The 16,723-nt window shown below is 71.2% G+C and carries 12 protein-coding genes; 5 read left to right on the top strand and 7 right to left on the bottom strand.

Annotated elements, in window-relative coordinates:
- Positions 1–25 precede the first annotated feature (25 nt).
- Complete coding sequence (locus AW27_RS20640; RefSeq protein ID WP_037924223.1) at positions 26–658, bottom strand: TetR/AcrR family transcriptional regulator; 633 nt, start codon at positions 656–658, stop codon at positions 26–28.
- A 116-nt stretch (positions 659–774) separates the two neighbouring features.
- Between AW27_RS20640 and AW27_RS20635 the strand changes: the two genes are divergently transcribed.
- Together AW27_RS20635 and AW27_RS20630 are read left to right on the top strand one after the other, a co-directional pair.
- Positions 775–1,683 carry an ABC transporter permease gene (locus AW27_RS20635; protein ID WP_037923235.1) on the top strand — a complete coding sequence of 303 codons (909 nt, stop codon included), beginning with the start codon at positions 775–777 and terminating at the stop codon, positions 1,681–1,683.
- Entirely contained in the window at positions 1,676–2,461 is a 786-nt protein-coding gene (locus AW27_RS20630; protein ID WP_037923232.1) for an ABC transporter ATP-binding protein, read from the top strand. The genes AW27_RS20635 and AW27_RS20630 overlap by 8 nt, the downstream gene beginning before the upstream one ends.
- Before the next feature lie 94 nt (positions 2,462–2,555).
- Here the strand turns inward: AW27_RS20630 and AW27_RS20625 are convergent, their stop codons facing one another.
- From AW27_RS20625 to AW27_RS20615, 3 genes are all read right to left on the bottom strand, one after another.
- Positions 2,556–7,505, bottom strand: a complete 4,950-nt coding sequence (locus tag AW27_RS20625; protein WP_037923229.1) for an NAD-glutamate dehydrogenase — start codon at positions 7,503–7,505, stop codon at positions 2,556–2,558.
- A 367-nt stretch (positions 7,506–7,872) separates the two neighbouring features.
- Positions 7,873–8,538 (bottom strand): HAD family hydrolase, encoded by a 666-nt coding sequence (locus AW27_RS20620; RefSeq protein ID WP_037923227.1) that lies wholly within the window; start codon positions 8,536–8,538, stop codon positions 7,873–7,875.
- Positions 8,535–9,035 carry a DUF6912 family protein gene (locus tag AW27_RS20615; RefSeq protein ID WP_037923224.1) on the bottom strand — a complete coding sequence of 167 codons (501 nt, stop codon included), beginning with the start codon at positions 9,033–9,035 and terminating at the stop codon, positions 8,535–8,537. The genes AW27_RS20620 and AW27_RS20615 overlap by 4 nt, the downstream gene beginning before the upstream one ends.
- A gap of 314 nt (positions 9,036–9,349) precedes the next feature.
- Between AW27_RS20615 and AW27_RS20610 the strand changes: the two genes are divergently transcribed.
- Entirely contained in the window at positions 9,350–9,799 is a 450-nt protein-coding gene (locus tag AW27_RS20610) for an Rv3235 family protein (RefSeq protein WP_037923222.1), read from the top strand.
- A 185-nt stretch (positions 9,800–9,984) separates the two neighbouring features.
- On the opposite strand, the gene secA is transcribed toward AW27_RS20610, so the two are convergent.
- Entirely contained in the window at positions 9,985–12,774 is a 2,790-nt protein-coding gene (secA, locus tag AW27_RS20605) for a preprotein translocase subunit SecA (protein ID WP_037923220.1), read from the bottom strand.
- Positions 12,775–13,013: 239 nt separating this feature from the next.
- On the opposite strand from secA, the gene AW27_RS20600 reads away from it, so the two are divergent.
- Entirely contained in the window at positions 13,014–13,589 is a 576-nt protein-coding gene (locus tag AW27_RS20600; protein ID WP_037923218.1) for a GNAT family N-acetyltransferase, read from the top strand.
- A gap of 53 nt (positions 13,590–13,642) precedes the next feature.
- The gene (locus tag AW27_RS20595; RefSeq protein ID WP_037923216.1) at positions 13,643–14,824 is read left to right on the top strand and encodes a winged helix-turn-helix domain-containing protein; all 1,182 of its coding nucleotides are present in this window, start codon (positions 13,643–13,645) and stop codon (positions 14,822–14,824) included.
- A gap of 206 nt (positions 14,825–15,030) precedes the next feature.
- Here AW27_RS20595 and AW27_RS20590 read toward each other — a convergent pair whose 3' ends face one another.
- Positions 15,031–15,783, bottom strand: coding sequence for a response regulator (locus tag AW27_RS20590; protein WP_037923214.1), 753 nt, complete (start codon positions 15,781–15,783; stop codon positions 15,031–15,033).
- A gap of 191 nt (positions 15,784–15,974) precedes the next feature.
- Positions 15,975–16,670 (bottom strand): ribosome hibernation-promoting factor, HPF/YfiA family, encoded by a 696-nt coding sequence (gene hpf, locus AW27_RS20585; protein ID WP_037924220.1) that lies wholly within the window; start codon positions 16,668–16,670, stop codon positions 15,975–15,977.
- Positions 16,671–16,723 lie beyond the last annotated feature (53 nt).

Raw genomic sequence — 16,723 nt, 5'->3', positions numbered from 1 at the left:
CCCGACGACGTGCCGCCCGGCGACGTCAGGCCGGGCCCGCGGCCGACCTCAGGCCCGCCACGACCTGGTCGGCCAGGGCATCCAGGTGGGCGGGGGTCACCGTGTCGCGGACGACGACCTGACGCCAGTAGAGCGGGCCGATCAGCAGGTCGAGGGCGTGGTCGGGGCTGATCTCCGCCGGGAGTTCACCGCGGGCGACGGCGTCCGAGACGATGCCCTGCGCCATGCGGTGCTGGCCGTCCAGGAGGGCTCCCCGGACCGCGTCCGCGATCTCCGGGTTGCGGGAGGCCTCGACCAGCAGGTCGGGGATCACCGCCGAGGCCACGGGGTGCCGCAGTACATGTGACATGACTTCCAGCAGGGCGCGTACGTCCCCGTGGAGCGAGCCGGTCGCCGGCACCGGCAGGCCGTCCACCGCGAAGGCCCCGACCAGGTCCAGCACCAGGTGCAGCTTGGACTTCCACCGCCGGTACACGGCCGTCTTGCCGACCCCGGCCCGCCGGGCGATGCCCTCGATGGACATCCGGGCGAACCCGACCGCGGCCAGCTCCTCCAGCACCGCGTTGCGGATCGCCTCGGTCACGTCCTCGCGCAGGACGGCGGCACCGGCGGGGGCGCGGCGGGCGGAGGCGGCGGAGGCGGAGGGGTCCATGGTCATGCACAGAGCATAGCCGCGCCCCGTCACGACGATACGGTTGCGTTCCATCGATCAACGCCCTAACCTCGCCGTAGCGACGATACGGACCCGTCCCGACCAACGTCGAAAGCGAACCTGTGACCACCGCGACCGCATCCAAGAACGCGCCCGCCGCCTCCGCGGAACGCGCACGGCTGGCCGCCGCACACGGCCTCACGCTCAGCGGCGCCCGCCCCACGCTCCCCCGCTACATCGCGCAGCTCTGGCAGCGCCGCCACTTCGTGAGTGCCTACGCGACCGCCCGCATGCAGGCCACGTACAGCACGGCGAGGCTCGGCCAGGTCTGGCACCTGGTGACCCCGCTGCTCAACGCCGCGGTCTACTACTTCATCTTCGGCCTCGTCCTGAAGGCCAGCCACGGGGTGCCGGACTACGTCCCGTTCCTGATCACCGGGATCTTCGTCTGGGACTTCATCAGCAGCTCCGTGAACGCCGGCACCCGCGCCGTCCACAGCAACCTCGGCCTGGTCCGCGCCCTGCACTTCCCGCGTGCGAGCCTGCCGATCTCCACCGTCGTACAGCTCTTCCAGCAGCTGCTCGTCTCCATGGCCGCCCTGGTCGTCCTGCTGCTGGCCTTCGGCCAGCGGCCCGGCCCGGCCTGGCTCCTGGCCCTGCCGGCGCTCCTGCTCACCGCCGTCTTCGCCGCCGGCTGCGCCATGGTCATGGCCCGCATCGGCAGCAGGAGCCCCGACGTCAACCAGCTGATGCCGTTCGTCCTGCGTACGTGGATGTACACCTCGGGCGTCATGTGGTCCATCGACCAGGTGCTCAAGGCGGACGACCTGCCCCACTGGGTGCTGGTGGCGCTGAAGGCCAACCCGCCGGCCGTCTACATCGACCTGATGCGCTTCGCGCTGATCGACAGCTTCCCCGCGCACGCGCTCCCGCACCACGTGTGGCTTCTGGCCGCCGGCTGGGCGCTGCTGGCGGGCGTCGGCGGGTTCATCTACTTCTGGAAGGCCGAGGAGGCGTACGGACGTGGCTGAGACGAAGACCGGCACCCGGGTGCCCACCGTGATCGCGGACGGGGTCCACGTCGTCTACAAGGTCCACGGCGCCGGCGCCCGCAAGGGCGCTGCCACGGCGGCGCTGAGCCGGATCTTCACCCGCGGCCCCGCCCCCGGGATGCGCGAGGTGCACGCGGTCAAGGGCGTCTCCTTCACCGCCTACGAGGGCGAGGCCATCGGCCTCATCGGGTCCAACGGCTCGGGCAAGTCCACCCTCCTCAAGGCCGTCGCCGGCCTCCAACCGGTGGCCCGCGGCCGGATCTACTCGCGCGGCCAGCCGTCCCTGCTCGGTGTGAACGCCGCCCTGATGAACGACCTGACCGGCGAACGCAACGTCATGCTGGGCGGCCTCGCGATGGGCATGACCAGGCAGCAGATCCACGAGCGGTACGCGGGGATCGTCGACTTCTCCGGCATCAACGAGAAGGACGACTTCATCTCCCTGCCGATGCGGACGTACTCCTCCGGCATGGGCGCCCGGCTGCGCTTCTCCATCGCCGCCGCCAAGGACCACGACGTCCTGATGATCGACGAGGCGCTGGCCACCGGTGACGCCGCCTTCCAGCGGCGCAGTCAGGCCCGCATCGAGGAACTCCGCGCGCGCGCCGGCACCGTCTTCCTGGTCAGCCACGCCGTCAACACGGTCCGCGAGACCTGCGACCGCGCGATCTGGCTGGACTCGGGCGTCCTGCGGATGGACGGTCCGGCGGACCAGGTCTGCGCCGCCTACGAGAAGTCCAGCCGCTCCGGCGCCTGAGGCGCCGCCCTGCGCCACCGCGCCCGCGGACGCGAACGGGCCGGGCCCGGGACCCTATGGTCCCGGGCCCGGCCCGTTCGTCACGCCGTCGCGATCAGCTGTGCGCGCGCAGCAGACTGCGCATGGTCCGCATCGCCACCGACAGGTTCGCCAGGTCGAAGTCGTCCGAGCCCCGGATCTCCTCCAGGGTCGTCCGCGCACGCCCGATGATCGCCGCGTTCTTCTCCTCCCACGCCTGGAAGCGCTCCTCGGGAGTCGAGGCGCCGCCGCCCACCGACAGCACGTCCGCCGTCAGGGCCGCGTGCGCCGCGAACAGGTCCTCGCGGATGGACGCGCGGGCCATCGACTGCCAGCGGTCGGCCCGCGGCAGCTCGATGATCCGGTCCATCAGCTGCGTGATGTCCAGGCGGTCGGCGAGGTCGTAGTACACCTCGGCGACCCCCAGCGGGTCCACGCCCGTCCGGTCCGCGATCGCGACGATGTCCAGCGTCGGGAAGGCGGACGAGAACCCGGCGACCTTCGCCGCCAGCTCCTCCGGCACGCCCTCGCCGGTCAGCTCGTCCATGACCAGCTGGTACCACTCCAGGTCCGCGCCGCGCACCAGCTTCGGCAGCTCCGCCCACACCTGGGACACCCGCTCCCCGAAGAAGGCGATGGTCTCGGTGATCTGGAGCGGCTGCGGCCGGTTGTTGAGCAGCCAGCGGGTACCGCGCTCGACCAGGCGGCGCGAGTGCAGGCGCACCCGGGTCTGGACGTCCGCGGACACCTTGTTGTCCAGCGCCTCCACCGCGTCCCACACGTCGGCCAGGCCGAAGATCTCGCGGGCCGCGAGCTGCGCCCGGACGATCTCCTCCGTGGAGGCTCCGGTCTCCTCGCGCAGGCGGTGCAGGAAGGTCGAACCACCGGTGTTGACGGTGTCGTTGACCAGGATCGTCGTGATGATCTCGCGGCGCAGCGCGTGCCCGTCGATCTGCTCGGCGAACGTGTCGCCCAGCACCGCCGGGAAGTACGCGAAGAGCAGGCGGCGCAGGTACGGGTCGTCCGGCAGCCCGGTGGCGATGAGCTCGTCCGCCGTCGTGATCTTCGTGTAGGCCAGCAGCACGGCCAGCTCCGGCTGGGTCAGCCCCTTGCCGTTGTTGAGCAGTTCGCGGATCTGCCGGTCGGTGGGCAGGAACTCCAGCTCGCGGTTGAGCAGTCCGGCGCTCTCCAGGCGGCGCATGAAGCGCTGCTGCGCGTGGAGCAGGCTGGGGGCCTGGGCCGAGCCGTTGGCCAGCGCGGTGTTCTGCGCGTAGTTGTTGCGCAGGACCAGGTGGCCGACCTCGTCGGTCATCTGCGCGAGCAGCTTGTTGCGCTGCTTGACGGTCATGTCCCCGTCGGCGACGACCGCGTTGAGCAGGATCTTGATGTTCACCTCGTGGTCGGAGGTGTCCACGCCCGCGCTGTTGTCGATGGCGTCGGTGTTGACCTTGCCGCCCTCGCCGCCGGCGCCGCTGCGGGCGAACTCGATACGGCCGAGCTGGGTCAGGCCCAGGTTGCCGCCCTCGCCGATGACCTGCGCCCGCACGTCGGAGCCGTTGACGCGGATGGCGTCGTTGGCCTTGTCGCCGACGTCGGCGTGGGTCTCGGACGTCGCCTTGACGTAGGTGCCGATGCCGCCGTTCCACACCAGGTCCACGGGGGCCTTGAGGATCGCCTGCATCAGCTCGGCCGGGGTCATCTTGGTGACGCCGGCCTCGATGCCGAGCGCCGCGCGCATCTGCGCGGTGACCGGGACGGCCTTGGCCGAACGCGGGTGGATGCCGCCGCCCGCCGAGATCAGCGAGGTGTCGTAGTCCGCCCACGAGGACCGCGGCAGCTCGAAGAGGCGGCGGCGTTCGGCGTACGAGGTGGCCGCGTCCGGGGCCGGGTCGATGAAGATGTGCCGGTGGTCGAAGGCGGCCACCAGGCGGATGTGCTCGGAGAGCAGCATGCCGTTGCCGAAGACGTCACCGGACATGTCGCCGACGCCGACGACGGTGAAGTCCTGGGTCTGGGTGTCGTGTCCGAGCTCGCGGAAGTGCCGCTTGACGGACTCCCACGCGCCGCGGGCGGTGATGCCCATGCCCTTGTGGTCGTAGCCGGCCGAGCCGCCGGACGCGAAGGCGTCGCCGAGCCAGAAGCCGTAGTCCTCCGCCACGCCGTTGGCGATGTCGGAGAAGGTCGCGGTGCCCTTGTCCGCGGCGACGACGAGGTAGGTGTCGTCCTCGTCGTGGCGGACCACGCTGCGCGGCGGCACGACCTCGCCGGCGACCATGTTGTCGGTGATGTCGAGCAGCGCCGAGATGAAGATCTTGTACGAGGCGATGCCCTCGGCGAGCCAGGCGTCGCGGTCCACCGACGGGTCGGGCAGGTTCTTGGCGACGAAGCCGCCCTTGGCGCCGACCGGCACGATGACGGTGTTCTTGACCATCTGCGCCTTGACCAGGCCGAGGATCTCCGTACGGAAGTCCTCGCGGCGGTCGGACCAGCGCAGGCCGCCTCGGGCGACCTTGCCGAAGCGCAGGTGGACGCCCTCGACGCGCGGGGAGTACACCCAGATCTCGTACGCCGGGCGCGGCGCCGGCAGGTCCGGGATGGCCTGCGGGTCGAACTTCATCGACACGTAGGCGTGCTGCTCGCCGTGGGAGTCGAGCTGGAAGAAGTTCGTGCGCAGGGTCGCCTTGATGAGGGTGAGGAAGGCCCGCAGGATGCGGTCCTCGTCGAGCGAGGCGACCTGGTCGAGGGCCCCGTCGAGCTCCTCCAGCATGGCGTCCACGAGCTCGCTGCCGGCGGCCTGGCGGACGGGAGACATCCGGGCCTCGAAGAGCGAGACCAGCAGCCGGGTGGTGTGGACGTTGTTGCGGAGGGTGTCCTCCATGTAGTCCTGGCTGAAGGTGGAGCCGGCCTGGCGCATGTACTTGGCGTACGCGCGCAGGACGACGGCCTGGCGCCAGGTCAGGCCGGCGCTCAGCACGAGGGTGTTGAAGTTGTCGTTCTCGGCCTGGCCGTTCCAGACGGCCGCGAAGGCGTCCTGGAAGCGTTCGCGGGCATCGTCGCCGAGGTCGCCCGCGGAGAGCCGCAGACCGAAGTCGTAGATCCACGCGGTCGTGCGGTCGGCGCAGCGCAGCTCGTACGGGCGCTCGTCGGTGACCTCGACGCCGAGGCGCTGGAGGACCGGCAGGACGGCGGACAGGGAGACCTGCTCACCGGCGCGGTAGATCTTGAAGCGGCGTTCGCCGGGGCCCGCGCCGACGGGCTCGTAGAGCGACAGCGCGAAGTCCTTGTCGCCGTCGCGCAGCTTCTCCAGGTGCACCAGGTCGGCGACGGCGGCGCGCGGCGAGTGGTCGGCCTTGTAGCCCTCGGCGAAGGCGCTGCCGTAGCGGCGCAGCAGCTCCGCGGCGCGCTCCTCGCCGAGCTCGGCGTTGAGCGCCTGGTCGAAGCCGTCGGCCCAGGACCGGGCGGCCTCGACGAGTCGACCCTCGATGCGCTCGACGTCGCCGTCGGTCAGCACGGGCAGCTCGGTGCCCTGCGGGACGCGGACGACGAAGTGGATGCGGGAGAGGATCGACTCGGTGTTCCAGGCGGTGAAGTCGACGCTGATGCCGCCGAGCTCCTCGCGCAGGATGTCCATCAGGCGCAGCCGCACACCGGTGGTGAAGCGGTCGCGCGGCAGGTAGACGAGCGCCGAGTAGTAGCGCCCGTACTCGTCCTGGCGCAGGTACAGCCGCAGCCGGCGGCGTTCCTGGAGGTACAGGACGGAGGTGACGATGGACTGGAGCTGGTCGACCGGGGTCTGGAACAGCTCGTCGCGGGGGTAGGTCTCCAGGATCTGCGTCAGGTCGCGGCCGTCGTGGCTGGACGGCGAGAAGCCGGCCCGCTCCAGGACCTCGGCGACCTTGCGGCGGATGACCGGCACGCGGCGCACGGACTCGGTGTACGCGGCGGAGGAGAACAGGCCGAGGAAGCGGCGCTCGCCGACGACGTTGCCGTCGGCGTCGAACTTCTTGACGCCCACGTAGTCGAGGTACGAGGGGCGGTGCACGGTGGAACGGCTGTTGGCCTTGGTCAGCACCAGCAGGCGGTGCTCGCGGGCCTTGGCGCGGGCGTCGGCCGGCAGCCGGTTGAAGGAAGGCGAGACCGGGTGGCCGTCCTCCTTGCCGCTGTGGTGCGGGTCGGAGCGCAGGATGCCGAGGCCGGTGCCGGGCACGGCGGACAGGGAGTCGCCGTCCACGAGGTTGTACTCGCGGTAGCCGAGGAAGGTGAAGTGGTCGTCGGCGAGCCAGCGCAGCAGCTCGCGCGCCTCTTCGAGCTCGTACTCGCGCAGGTCCGGGGCGGTGGGCTCGTCGGGGAGGCTGTCCGCGATGCGCAGCGCGGCCTCGCGCATCTTCTCCCAGTCCTCGACGGACTCGCGTACGTCGGACAGGACGCGCTGCAGGTCGACGGTGATCTGCTTGAGGTCGGCGCGGTCGGTCTCGCGGTCGATCTCGACGTGGATCCAGGACTCGACGAGGGAGTCGTGGGGGCGCTCGGTGCGGAGGCCGTGCGCGTCGCAGTCGGGGCCGAGGATCTCGATCAGCTTGCCGGTGATGTCACGGCGGACGACGACCTGCGGGTGGATCACGACGTGGATGCCGCGGCCCTGGCGGGACAGCTCGTTCGTCACGGAGTCCACGAGGAAGGGCATGTCGTCGGTGACGACCTCGACGACGGAGTGGCTGGAGGTCCAGCCGTTCTCCTCCACCGTGGGGGTGTGCACGCGTACGTTCGCGGTACCCTGCGGGCGGTTCTCGGCCAGGCGGTAGTGGGAGAGCGCGGCTCCGAACACATCCACCGGGTCCCGGTCCGTGAGGTCCTCGGGCGCCGTGTGCAGGTAGTAGCGCTGGAGGTAGGAGAGGACCGTGTCCCGGTCCGGACGCTCTCCCTGCTCGGCCCCAGTCGGAAGTAGCCCCCCGGCCGGGCTGTGCTCAGCTACCCGGGCCGCCCGTGTGAGCAGCTCGGCCTTTGCTTCGTCCAGCTTGGTCTGCATGTCCTCTGGCTCCTGTCGCGCGCCATTGCGTGACGTAGGTGAAGGAAGGAATGGCGTAGCGCCGCGAGGCGGGGTGTCCGTTCTGGGCCGACGCTATGCCGTCGTGAGAGCCGACCGGGAGGGAATGAGCCAAGATCGGCAGAAGGTCCCGGTGGCGGGGATCAGCGATGGCCCGGGCACTGTCGTACGCCGGGCGCAGGACGGAGGCTCCAGTGCCCCCGAGGGATATCGCGCTGATCACGGGTACAAGGCTATCCCGACCTACCCCCAAGTCGTCATTCACTGCATCTGTACAAATCTTGGGGTGGAACTTTGACACTCTGGCCAGCGACGTTGCGAGCCTTCCGTGCAGCGGCCTGTCCAGTCGCTATTCGGCCAGCTCGCGAGCTGTGAGAACGGCTTCCGCCAGGGTGTCCACGACCGGCACTCCGGCTGATTCCAGACTGCGGCGGCTGTGCGAGCCTCCGGTGTAGAGGACGGCGCGCGCGCCGACGTGGGCGGCCGCGAGCGCGTCATCGACGGCGTCTCCGATGAGGACCGTACGGTCGGCGGTCACTCCCGTCGCGTCCAGGGCCTGCATGTGGCGTACGAGATGTCCTGCCTTGGAGGTGTGAGACGGGCCGGTCCGCCCGTCGACGCGCAGGAAGTGCGCGTCGATGCCATGGGCGCGCACGAGCGGGACGAGCCTGTCGTGGGGTGCGAGGGACAGCAGGGACTGGGTGAGCCCGTCGCGCTGCCACCCCTGGAGCAGGTCCCGGGCGCCCTCGGCCAGCCCGGAGTCCGCGGCGGCGGCCCAGTAGTGGCGGTGGAAGGCCTCGTCCATGACGAGCCACTCCTCGTCGGTGGGCAGGCGCCCCATGAGGCGCTCGTAGAACTTCGGCACCGGTACGACGTACAGCTCGCGGTACGTCTCCAGGGTGATCGGCGCGAGGCCGAGCTCGGCGAAGGAGGCGTTCGTCGCGGTGATGACGGCCTCGATGTCGTGGAGCAGCGTGCCGTTCCAGTCCCACACGATGTGGTGCGTGTGCGTCATGTCAGCAGCCCCGGGATCTCCTGGACACCGAACCACAGGAGCTCGTGGTCCTCGGCCCCGTCGACGGTGGACCGCGCGTCCTCGTCCCCGCCGTCGGCGGCGGGCAGGGCCAGCACGGCGGCGGTGACGTCCTCGTCCGCGTCGTCGGCGTCCGCGTGCACGGCGGCGGCCACGGTGAGGCGCACGGCGGCGGCGAGGCTCACCCGGCCGAGGGCGGCCTCGTCGTCCCCGGGCGTGGCGGTGGCGGCCTTGTCGTCCACGTCGACGGCGACGACGACGCGCCGTCGGGGTGCGCCGGGGTCGGCGGCGAGCAGCCGCAGTGAGGCGGCCGCGGCCCGGCCCAGGGCCGCGTACTCCAGCTCCTCGATGTCGTCCGAGGCGTACCACTCGCGCAGGCCGGGGGTGACGGCATACGCCCGCAGCGGGGCGGGGCCCAGCTCACCCGCCGTGTGCACCTCGGCGAGCCCGGGGAGGGTCAGGGGGACGTACACGCGCATGGCCGGCTGCTTTCGGTAGTCGGAAACGCACCCAGGATACGACTCGGAGGCGGCCGGCCGGGGTGCGGCAGGGTGACGGCCGCGGTACCCCATCGGGCTGCCGCGGCCCGCCGGGTGCCCGTCCACCCGAGTACCCGGCCGCGATCGGGTGCACGCCCCGGGGCGGCGGTCGGGCTACTCGGATAGGTGAACCGGGCGGGCGGCCGGACCGGCCGCCGCCGTGGTTGCGGAGCGTGTTCGCCGACCGTAGAAGATCCCCATCAAGTTACCGCCCGGTACCGCGCCGGGCCCGGCCTGTTCGGGGGCAGATCGCGATGGACACCACGACGCGCGGCACGATCGGCGGAAACAGCGGCCGTCGCAGGCCGGCCGGCCGCTCCGGGACCCGCCCGGCCGGGCGGCGCGACACCCGCCGCCCCGCGGATGCCCCGCCCACCCCGCGCCTCGGCCCGCACCACTGGTTCGCCGAACGCCTGCTGGCCGTGGTCAGCGGCCGGCGCCCGGTGCACTCGCTGCTCGGCCACACCGTCGGCCCGGCCTACCAGCAGCTGGTGAACCTGGCCCCTGCCGAGCAGGCCCGGCGCGTGCGCCGGTCACCGGTCGTCCGCCAGTGCGGCCGCTTCGTCCCCGGCCCCGGTGTCATCGAGGCCTTCGCACGCATCGCCACCGGCGACCGGCTGACCGCGATGGCCTTCCGCCTGGAACAGGGCCCGGACCTCCGCTGGCGCTGCGCTGCGATCGAGATCCGGGGCCCGCTGCCGTGACCCCCTCCCCCGGCACGTGCCCGGACCCACCGGCGGTCGAGGCGCGCCGGCCCGGGTGCGGCGCCCCCGGACGGCTCCGCACCCGGGAACGCCCCGCGGCCCCGGCGGGAACCGAACGGCCGGGGCCGGACACCCGTACGGTGTCCGGCCCCGGCCGACGCCCCAGGACCCCGCGGGGCCACGGCTCACTTCTTGCGACGGCGCCCGCCTGCGGCCTTCTGCGCCTTACGGCGCTCGGCCCGCGTCATCCCGTCGCCCGCTTCGCTCTCGAAGTCGCCCTCGATCACACCGCCCTCGCCGTCGACCGTCGGCGCCGAGAAGTGCAGCCGGTCCGGACGCTGCGGAGCGTCGAGACCCTTCGCCCGGATCTCCGGGCGGGCGGCGGCCACCGGCTCCTTCGTCAGCGAGGGAGCGGCGTCCTGCACCGGAAGCTCCTCGACCTGCTGCTCGACCTGGACCTCCAGGTTGAACAGGTAGCCGACGGACTCCTCCTTGATGCCCTCCTGCATGGCGTTGAACATGTCGAAGCCCTCGCGCTGGTACTCGACCAGCGGGTCCTTCTGGGCCATCGCCCGCAGGCCGATGCCCTCCTGGAGGTAGTCCATCTCGTAGAGGTGCTCACGCCACTTGCGGTCCAGCACCGACAGCACCACGCGCCGCTCCAGCTCGCGCATGATCTCGGAGCCGAGGGCCTTCTCACGGGCCTCGTACTGCTCGTGGATGTCGTCCTTGACCGACTCCGCGATGAACTCGGCGGTGATGCCCGCGCGGTCGCCGGCGGCGTCCTCCAGCTCCTCGATGGTGACCTTCACCGGGTAGAGCTGCCGGAAGGCGCTCCACAGGCGCTCCAGGTCCCACTCCTCGGCGAATCCCTCGACCGTCTCGGCCGCGATGTACGCGTCGATCGTGTCGTCCATCATGTGGTGGACCTGCTCCTGGAGGTCCTCGCCCTCCAGGACGCGGCGGCGCTCACCGTAGATGACCTCACGCTGGTTGTTGAGGACCTCGTCGTACTTCAGGACGTTCTTGCGCGTCTCGAAGTTCTGGGTCTCGACCTGCGACTGGGCCGACGCGATCGCGCGGGTCACCATCTTGTTCTCGATCGGCACGTCGTCCGGGACGTTGGCCATCGCCATGACGCGCTCGACCATCTGGGCCTTGAACAGGCGCATCAGGTCGTCGCCCAGCGACAGGTAGAAGCGGGACTCGCCCGGGTCGCCCTGACGGCCGGAACGGCCGCGCAGCTGGTTGTCGATTCGGCGCGACTCGTGGCGCTCGGTGCCCAGCACGTACAGCCCGCCGAGCCCCTTGACGTCCTCGAACTCAGCCTTCACGGCGGCCTCGGCCCGGGTGAGCGCCGCGGGGAGGGCGTGCGCCCACTCCTCGATGTGCTCCTCCGGGTCCAGGCCCTGCTGGCGCAGCTCGGCCTCGGCCAGGTCGTCCGGGTTGCCGCCGAGCTTGATGTCGGTACCGCGGCCGGCCATGTTCGTGGCGACCGTGACGGCGCCGCGGCGGCCGGCCTGCGCGACGATCACGGCCTCGCGCTCGTGGTGCTTGGCGTTGAGCACCTCGTGCGGGATGCCGCGCTTGGAGAGCTGCTGCGAGAGGTACTCGGACTTCTCGACCGACGTCGTGCCGACGAGGATCGGCTGACCCTTCTCGTGCTTCTCCGCGATGTCGTCGACGACGGCGGCGAACTTGGCGACCTCGGTCCGGTAGATCAGGTCGGCCTGGTCCACGCGCTGCATCGGCCGGTTCGTCGGGATCGGGACGACACCGAGCTTGTAGATCTGGTGGAACTCGGCGGCCTCGGTCATGGCCGTACCGGTCATGCCCGACAGCTTCGAGTACAGGCGGAAGAAGTTCTGCAGGGTGATCGTGGCGAGGGTCTGGTTCTCGTCCTTGATGTCCACCCCTTCCTTCGCCTCGATCGCCTGGTGCATGCCCTCGTTGTAGCGGCGGCCGGCGAGGATACGGCCGGTGTGCTCGTCGACGATCATGACTTCGCCGTCGATGACGACGTAGTCCTTGTCCTTCTTGAACAGTTCCTTCGCCTTGATGGCGTTGTTCAGGTAGCCGACGAGCGGGGTGTTCACCGACTCGTAGAGGTTCTCGATGCCGAGCCAGTCCTCGACCTTGGCGACACCGGCCTCGTGGATGCCGACGGTGCGCTTCTTCTCGTCGACCTCGTAGTCGCCGGTCTCCTCGATGCCCTTGAGCGGCTGGCCGGCCTCGCCCTTGGTCAGGCGGGTGACGAGCTTGGCGAAGTCCGCGTACCACTTCGTGGCCTGGTCCGCGGGGCCGGAGATGATCAGCGGGGTGCGGGCCTCGTCGACGAGGATCGAGTCGACCTCGTCGACCACGGCGAAGTTGTGGCCGCGCTGGACGAGCTCGTCCTGGGACCACGCCATGTTGTCGCGCAGGTAGTCGAAGCCGAACTCGTTGTTCGTGCCGTAGGTGATGTCGCAGTTGTACTGCTCGCGCCGCTGCGCCGGCGACATGTTCGCCAGGATGCAGCCGATGGACAGGCCCAGGAACTTGTGGACGCGGCCCATCATCTCGGAGTCGCGCTCGGCCAGGTAGTCGTTCACCGTGATCAGGTGGACGCCCTTGCCGGACAGCGCGTTGAGGTAGGCGGGCAGGGTGCCGACGAGGGTCTTGCCCTCACCGGTCTTCATCTCGGCGACATAGCCGAGGTGCAGCGCCGCGCCACCCATGATCTGGACGTCGTAGTGGCGCTGGCCGAGGACGCGCTTGGCCGCCTCGCGCACGGTCGCGAAGGCCTCGGGCAGCAGGTCGTCCAGGCTCTCACCGTCCTGGTACCGCTGCTTGTACTCGTCCGTGAGCGCCCGCAACTCGGCGTCGGAGAGGTTGACGAAGTCCTCTTCGATGGAGTTGACCTGGTCCGCGATGCGGTGCAGTTTGCGCAGGATCTTGCCTTCGCCTGCACGCATGAGCTTGTTGAAGACGGACACTGAGGCTGGTCTCCTTGCCGGTCGGGCCTGGGCACTTTACGTAGCCGGGCACGGCAGGTGGGCCCCACCGCAACGGCCATCGTAAGCGAGGACGCGGCCGCGTCGGGAGGTCCGCCGTTCCCATGAGGGCACGGGTGCCCGGATTGAGAACGTACGGGGGACACCGAAGGTGCCGCATCGCCCCGAGGGATTCCCGGAAAGTGTTCGCCCGGGGGGCTCGGCGACAGCAGAATCCGCGCATGGAGCCCATCACACTGACCACCGAACGCCTCGTGCTCGGCCCCTTCGCCCCCGAGGACGCCCCCGAGGTGTACGCGGCCTGCCAGGACCCGGACATCCAGCGCTGGAACGAGGTCCCTTCCCCCTACGGGCACGCGCACGCGGACACCTGGGTGAACGAGACCGTGCCGGCCGGCTGGCGCGAGGACACCGCGTACAGCTTCGCCGTCCGGCTGCGGCCACCGGGTCCGCTGGTGGCGGCCCTGGGCGTGCACCCACGCGGCGAGTGCGTGTTCGAGGTCGGCTTCTGGGCGGTGAAGGAGCACCGCGGCCGCGGCTACGTGACCGAGGCGGTCGGCGCCGCCGCCCGCTGGGCCTTCGCCGAACTCGGCGCCGGACGCCTGGAATGGCGGGCCGAGCCCGGCAACGCGGCCTCCCGGGCCGTCGCCGAGAAGGCCGGCTTCAGGATGGAGGGGATCCTGCGCGCCGGGATCTCCCACCGCGGCACCCTGCGCGACTGCCGCGTCGGTGGTCTGCTCCCCTCCGACCTGGGCCTGTCCGCGCGCCTGCCGTACCTGCCGTCGCCGACCGCCTGACCCCGCCGGGTCCGGCCCGCTCGATGTCAGTGGCGGCCCCTAGGCTTCGGCGCATGACCAGCCTGCCGCCGCCGACCGTGTCCCTGTCCGCCGACGAGGCCCGCCGGATCGCCCTGCGCGCCCAGGGCTTCCTCGGAGCCCCCGACCGGCGCGGCGGGGTCCGCGGGGTCCTGCGCCACCTGGGCGCCGTCCAGCTCGACACCATCTCGGTGCTGGCCCGCTCCCACGAGCTGATCCCGTACGCACGGCTCGGCGCGGTCGGCCGGGACACGGTGGAGAAGGCCTACTGGAGCGAGCGGCACGCCTTCGAGTACTGGTCGCACGCGGCCTGCATCCTGCCGATCGAGGAATGGCCCCACTTCGCTTTCCGCCGCCGGGCCAACCGGGCGCGCGGCCACCGCTGGCACGTCCTCCGGGACAAGGAGCACTCGACGCGGGCGGTCCTGGACCGCCTGACGGCGGACGGCCCGCTGACCTCCACCGAGCTGGGCGGCGCCAAGAACGGCGGCGAATGGTTCGAGTGGTCCGAGACCAAGATCGCGGTGGAGTGGCTGCTCGACACCGGCGAGGTGGTGTGCAGCGAGCGCCGCGGCTGGAAGCGGGTCTACGACCTCCCCGAGCGGGCCGTGCCCGACGCGCTGCTCCACGACGACCTTGACGACCGCGAGTGCCTGCGCCGCCTGGTCGCCCTGGCCGGCCGGTCCCTCGGGGTCGGCACCCGCGCCGACATCGCGGACTACCACCGGCTCAAGGGGGAGCAGTTCGACGCGGTGGTGGCGGACTCCGGGCTGGTACCGGTGGAGGTGGAGGGCTGGTCCAAGCCCGCCTGGGCCGACCCGTCGGCCCTCGCGACGGCTCCTCGGGGCCGCCACCGCACGACGCTGCTGTCTCCGTTCGACTCCCTCGTCTGGGACCGTCCGCGCACGGAGCGGATCTTCGGTTTCACGCACCGCCTGGAGGCGTACGTCCCCAGGCCGAAGCGGATACACGGGTACTTCGCGATGCCCCTGCTGGCCGGCGGCCGGCTCCAGGGCCGCGCCGACCCGGCCCGCGAGGGCCGCACGCTGGTCGCCCGGCAGCTCTCCCTGACCTCTCCCGCGGCCGCGGGAGCGATGGCGCGGGCGCTGCGGGAGGCCGCGGAGTGGGTCGGCTGCGACGCGGTCCGCGTGGAGCGCGCGCAGGACGCCGCCGAGGCCGCGGTGGTGACGGCCGAGCTGGCGGCACTGGGCGCCTGACCGCGCTCCGCCGGCCCCGGGTGGGGAGGCCGGGGCTGTTCCGTGGCCGCGCGGGCGCGCGGCGCCGGCCGCGGCACCTCGCCGTGCCGCCGGACCGCCCGGGTGCGCCCCGCGCGGGGGCGTGCCTGCCCGTGCGGGGCACCGCGTCCGATGCCGTGCGCCGTCCCGCGCCGCGGGCCGATCCACCGGTGACGGCGGCACAGCCCTCAGCGGATCTCCAGGATCTTCTCCCGCATCGCGTAGACCACGGCTTCCATCCGGGAGTGCAGCTGGAGCTTCTCCAGGATGTTGCGGACGTGGTTCTTCACGGTGTTCTCGGAGATGAACAACTCCTTCGCGATGTCGCGGTTGTTCATGCCGGTGGCGACCAGCTTGAGGACCTCCAACTCCCGGTCCGTCAGCCGCGGCGCCGGCACCAGCCGCCGCTCGTCGGTCCGCTGGATCATCGACTTGAACTCGGTGAGGAGCTTCGACGCCATCGACGGGCTGATCTGCGACTGGCCGTCGGCCACCGCGCGGATGGCGGTGGCCACCTCGTCCGTGGAGATCTCCTTCAGGAGGTAGCCGGTCGCGCCCGCCTTGATCGCGTCGTAGAGGTCCGCCTCCTCGTCGCTGATCGTCAGCATGATGATTTTCGCGGAGGGAGCCACCTCCTTGATCGAGGTGCACGCCTCGATCCCGCCCCGCCGGGGCATCCGCACATCCATGAGCACGATGTCCGGCAGCAGATCGGCGGCCTTGTCCACCGCCTCCGCGCCGTCTCCGGCCTCGCCGACGACCTGGATGTCCTCCTCTTGCGCGAGGACGATCTCCAGTCCCCGCCGGAAGAGCGCGTGGTCGTCGACCACGAGGACCCTGATGGGCTCCCCGTCCGACGCGTCGGCGGTCTCCCCCGACGGGTCCGCCCCGCGGCAGGCCGCGCCGTCGTCCGCGCGTACCGGACCGAAGCTGTCCGCCATCGTCCCTCCCCCTGCATGGTGCTGAGCTGCCGGGCCAACCGGACACGTTCCGCAGCCGGTTGACTGCCCGCCATGATTCCATGCCCGCACCACGGCGCGGGGGATGCCGGCGGACCTCCTGGCGCATACCCGCCATGCAGGTGCCCCCGCGGAGGCGCCGGAGCGTCCCGCGGGGGCAGCGAACGGTCTGCTCAGCCGCCGAGCGCGCCACCCGCGCCGCCCCGCGGCTCCTCCGAGCTGGAGGCACCGTCGGGGTTCACGTGGATGACGCCGTAGTCGTAGGCGTGCCGCCGGTAGACGACACTGGGCAACTTCGTCTCGGAGTCGACGAACAGATAGAAGTCGTGGCCGACCAGCTCCATCTCGTAGAGAGCCTGGTCGAGCGGCATGGGCGCGGCCGAGTGGGTCTTCTCGCGGACGATCAGCGGGCCTTCGCCCTGCACTTCGATGGAACCGATCCGGGTGATCGGAACTCCGTCCGTCTTCTCCTCGGTGACCGGCTGGCCACTGCCGTTGAGCGAGGCGACGCCCGGCACGACGTCGGCGACCTCGGCAGCCGGGATCCGGCCGCTGCCACGGCGGGTGTAGCGCTTGTCGTGCTGCTTGCGCAGCCGGGCCTCCAGCTTGTCCTGGGCGAGGTCGAGCGCCGCGTACGGGTCGGCGGCGGCGGCCTCGGCCCGGATCACCGGGCCCCGCGAACGCAGGGTGATCTCCACGCGGTCGGAACGGTCGGCCTGGCGCGGGTTGTGCTCCTTGGACACCTCGACGTCCAAGCTGATCACCTTGGCGTCGAGCTTCTGGATCCGCTCCGGATTCAGCTTCTCGGCCACGTGCTTGCGGAACCGCTCGGGCACCTCGGTCTTGCGGCCCTTGACGACGATGTCCACGCAGAACTCCGTTCCCGGATAGCTCCGCCCGACGGGGCGAAGCGTCTCCCTTT

Origin of the sequence: Streptomyces sp. PCS3-D2 (genome assembly GCF_000612545.2) — a bacterium.
GTDB lineage: Bacteria > Actinomycetota > Actinomycetes > Streptomycetales > Streptomycetaceae > Streptomyces.
The sequence above is the reverse complement of the archived record's forward strand: the minus strand, read 5'-3'. Positions and strand labels throughout refer to the sequence as shown.

Bases quoted from the DNA above. Each gene is read 5' to 3' on its own strand.
- AW27_RS20640 (WP_037924223.1), bottom strand. From the start codon at position 658: ATGACCATGGACCCCTCCGCCTCCGCCGCCTCCGCCCGCCGCGCCCCC.
- AW27_RS20590 (WP_037923214.1), bottom strand. From the start codon at position 15,783: ATGGCGGACAGCTTCGGTCCGGTACGCGCGGACGACGGCGCGGCCTGC.
- AW27_RS20595 (WP_037923216.1), top strand. From the start codon at position 13,643: ATGACCAGCCTGCCGCCGCCGACCGTGTCCCTGTCCGCCGACGAGGCC.
- AW27_RS20600 (WP_037923218.1), top strand. From the start codon at position 13,014: ATGGAGCCCATCACACTGACCACCGAACGCCTCGTGCTCGGCCCCTTC.
- AW27_RS20625 (WP_037923229.1), bottom strand. From the start codon at position 7,505: ATGCAGACCAAGCTGGACGAAGCAAAGGCCGAGCTGCTCACACGGGCG.
- AW27_RS20615 (WP_037923224.1), bottom strand. From the start codon at position 9,035: ATGCGCGTGTACGTCCCCCTGACCCTCCCCGGGCTCGCCGAGGTGCAC.
- AW27_RS20610 (WP_037923222.1), top strand. From the start codon at position 9,350: ATGGACACCACGACGCGCGGCACGATCGGCGGAAACAGCGGCCGTCGC.
- AW27_RS20620 (WP_037923227.1), bottom strand. From the start codon at position 8,538: ATGACGCACACGCACCACATCGTGTGGGACTGGAACGGCACGCTGCTC.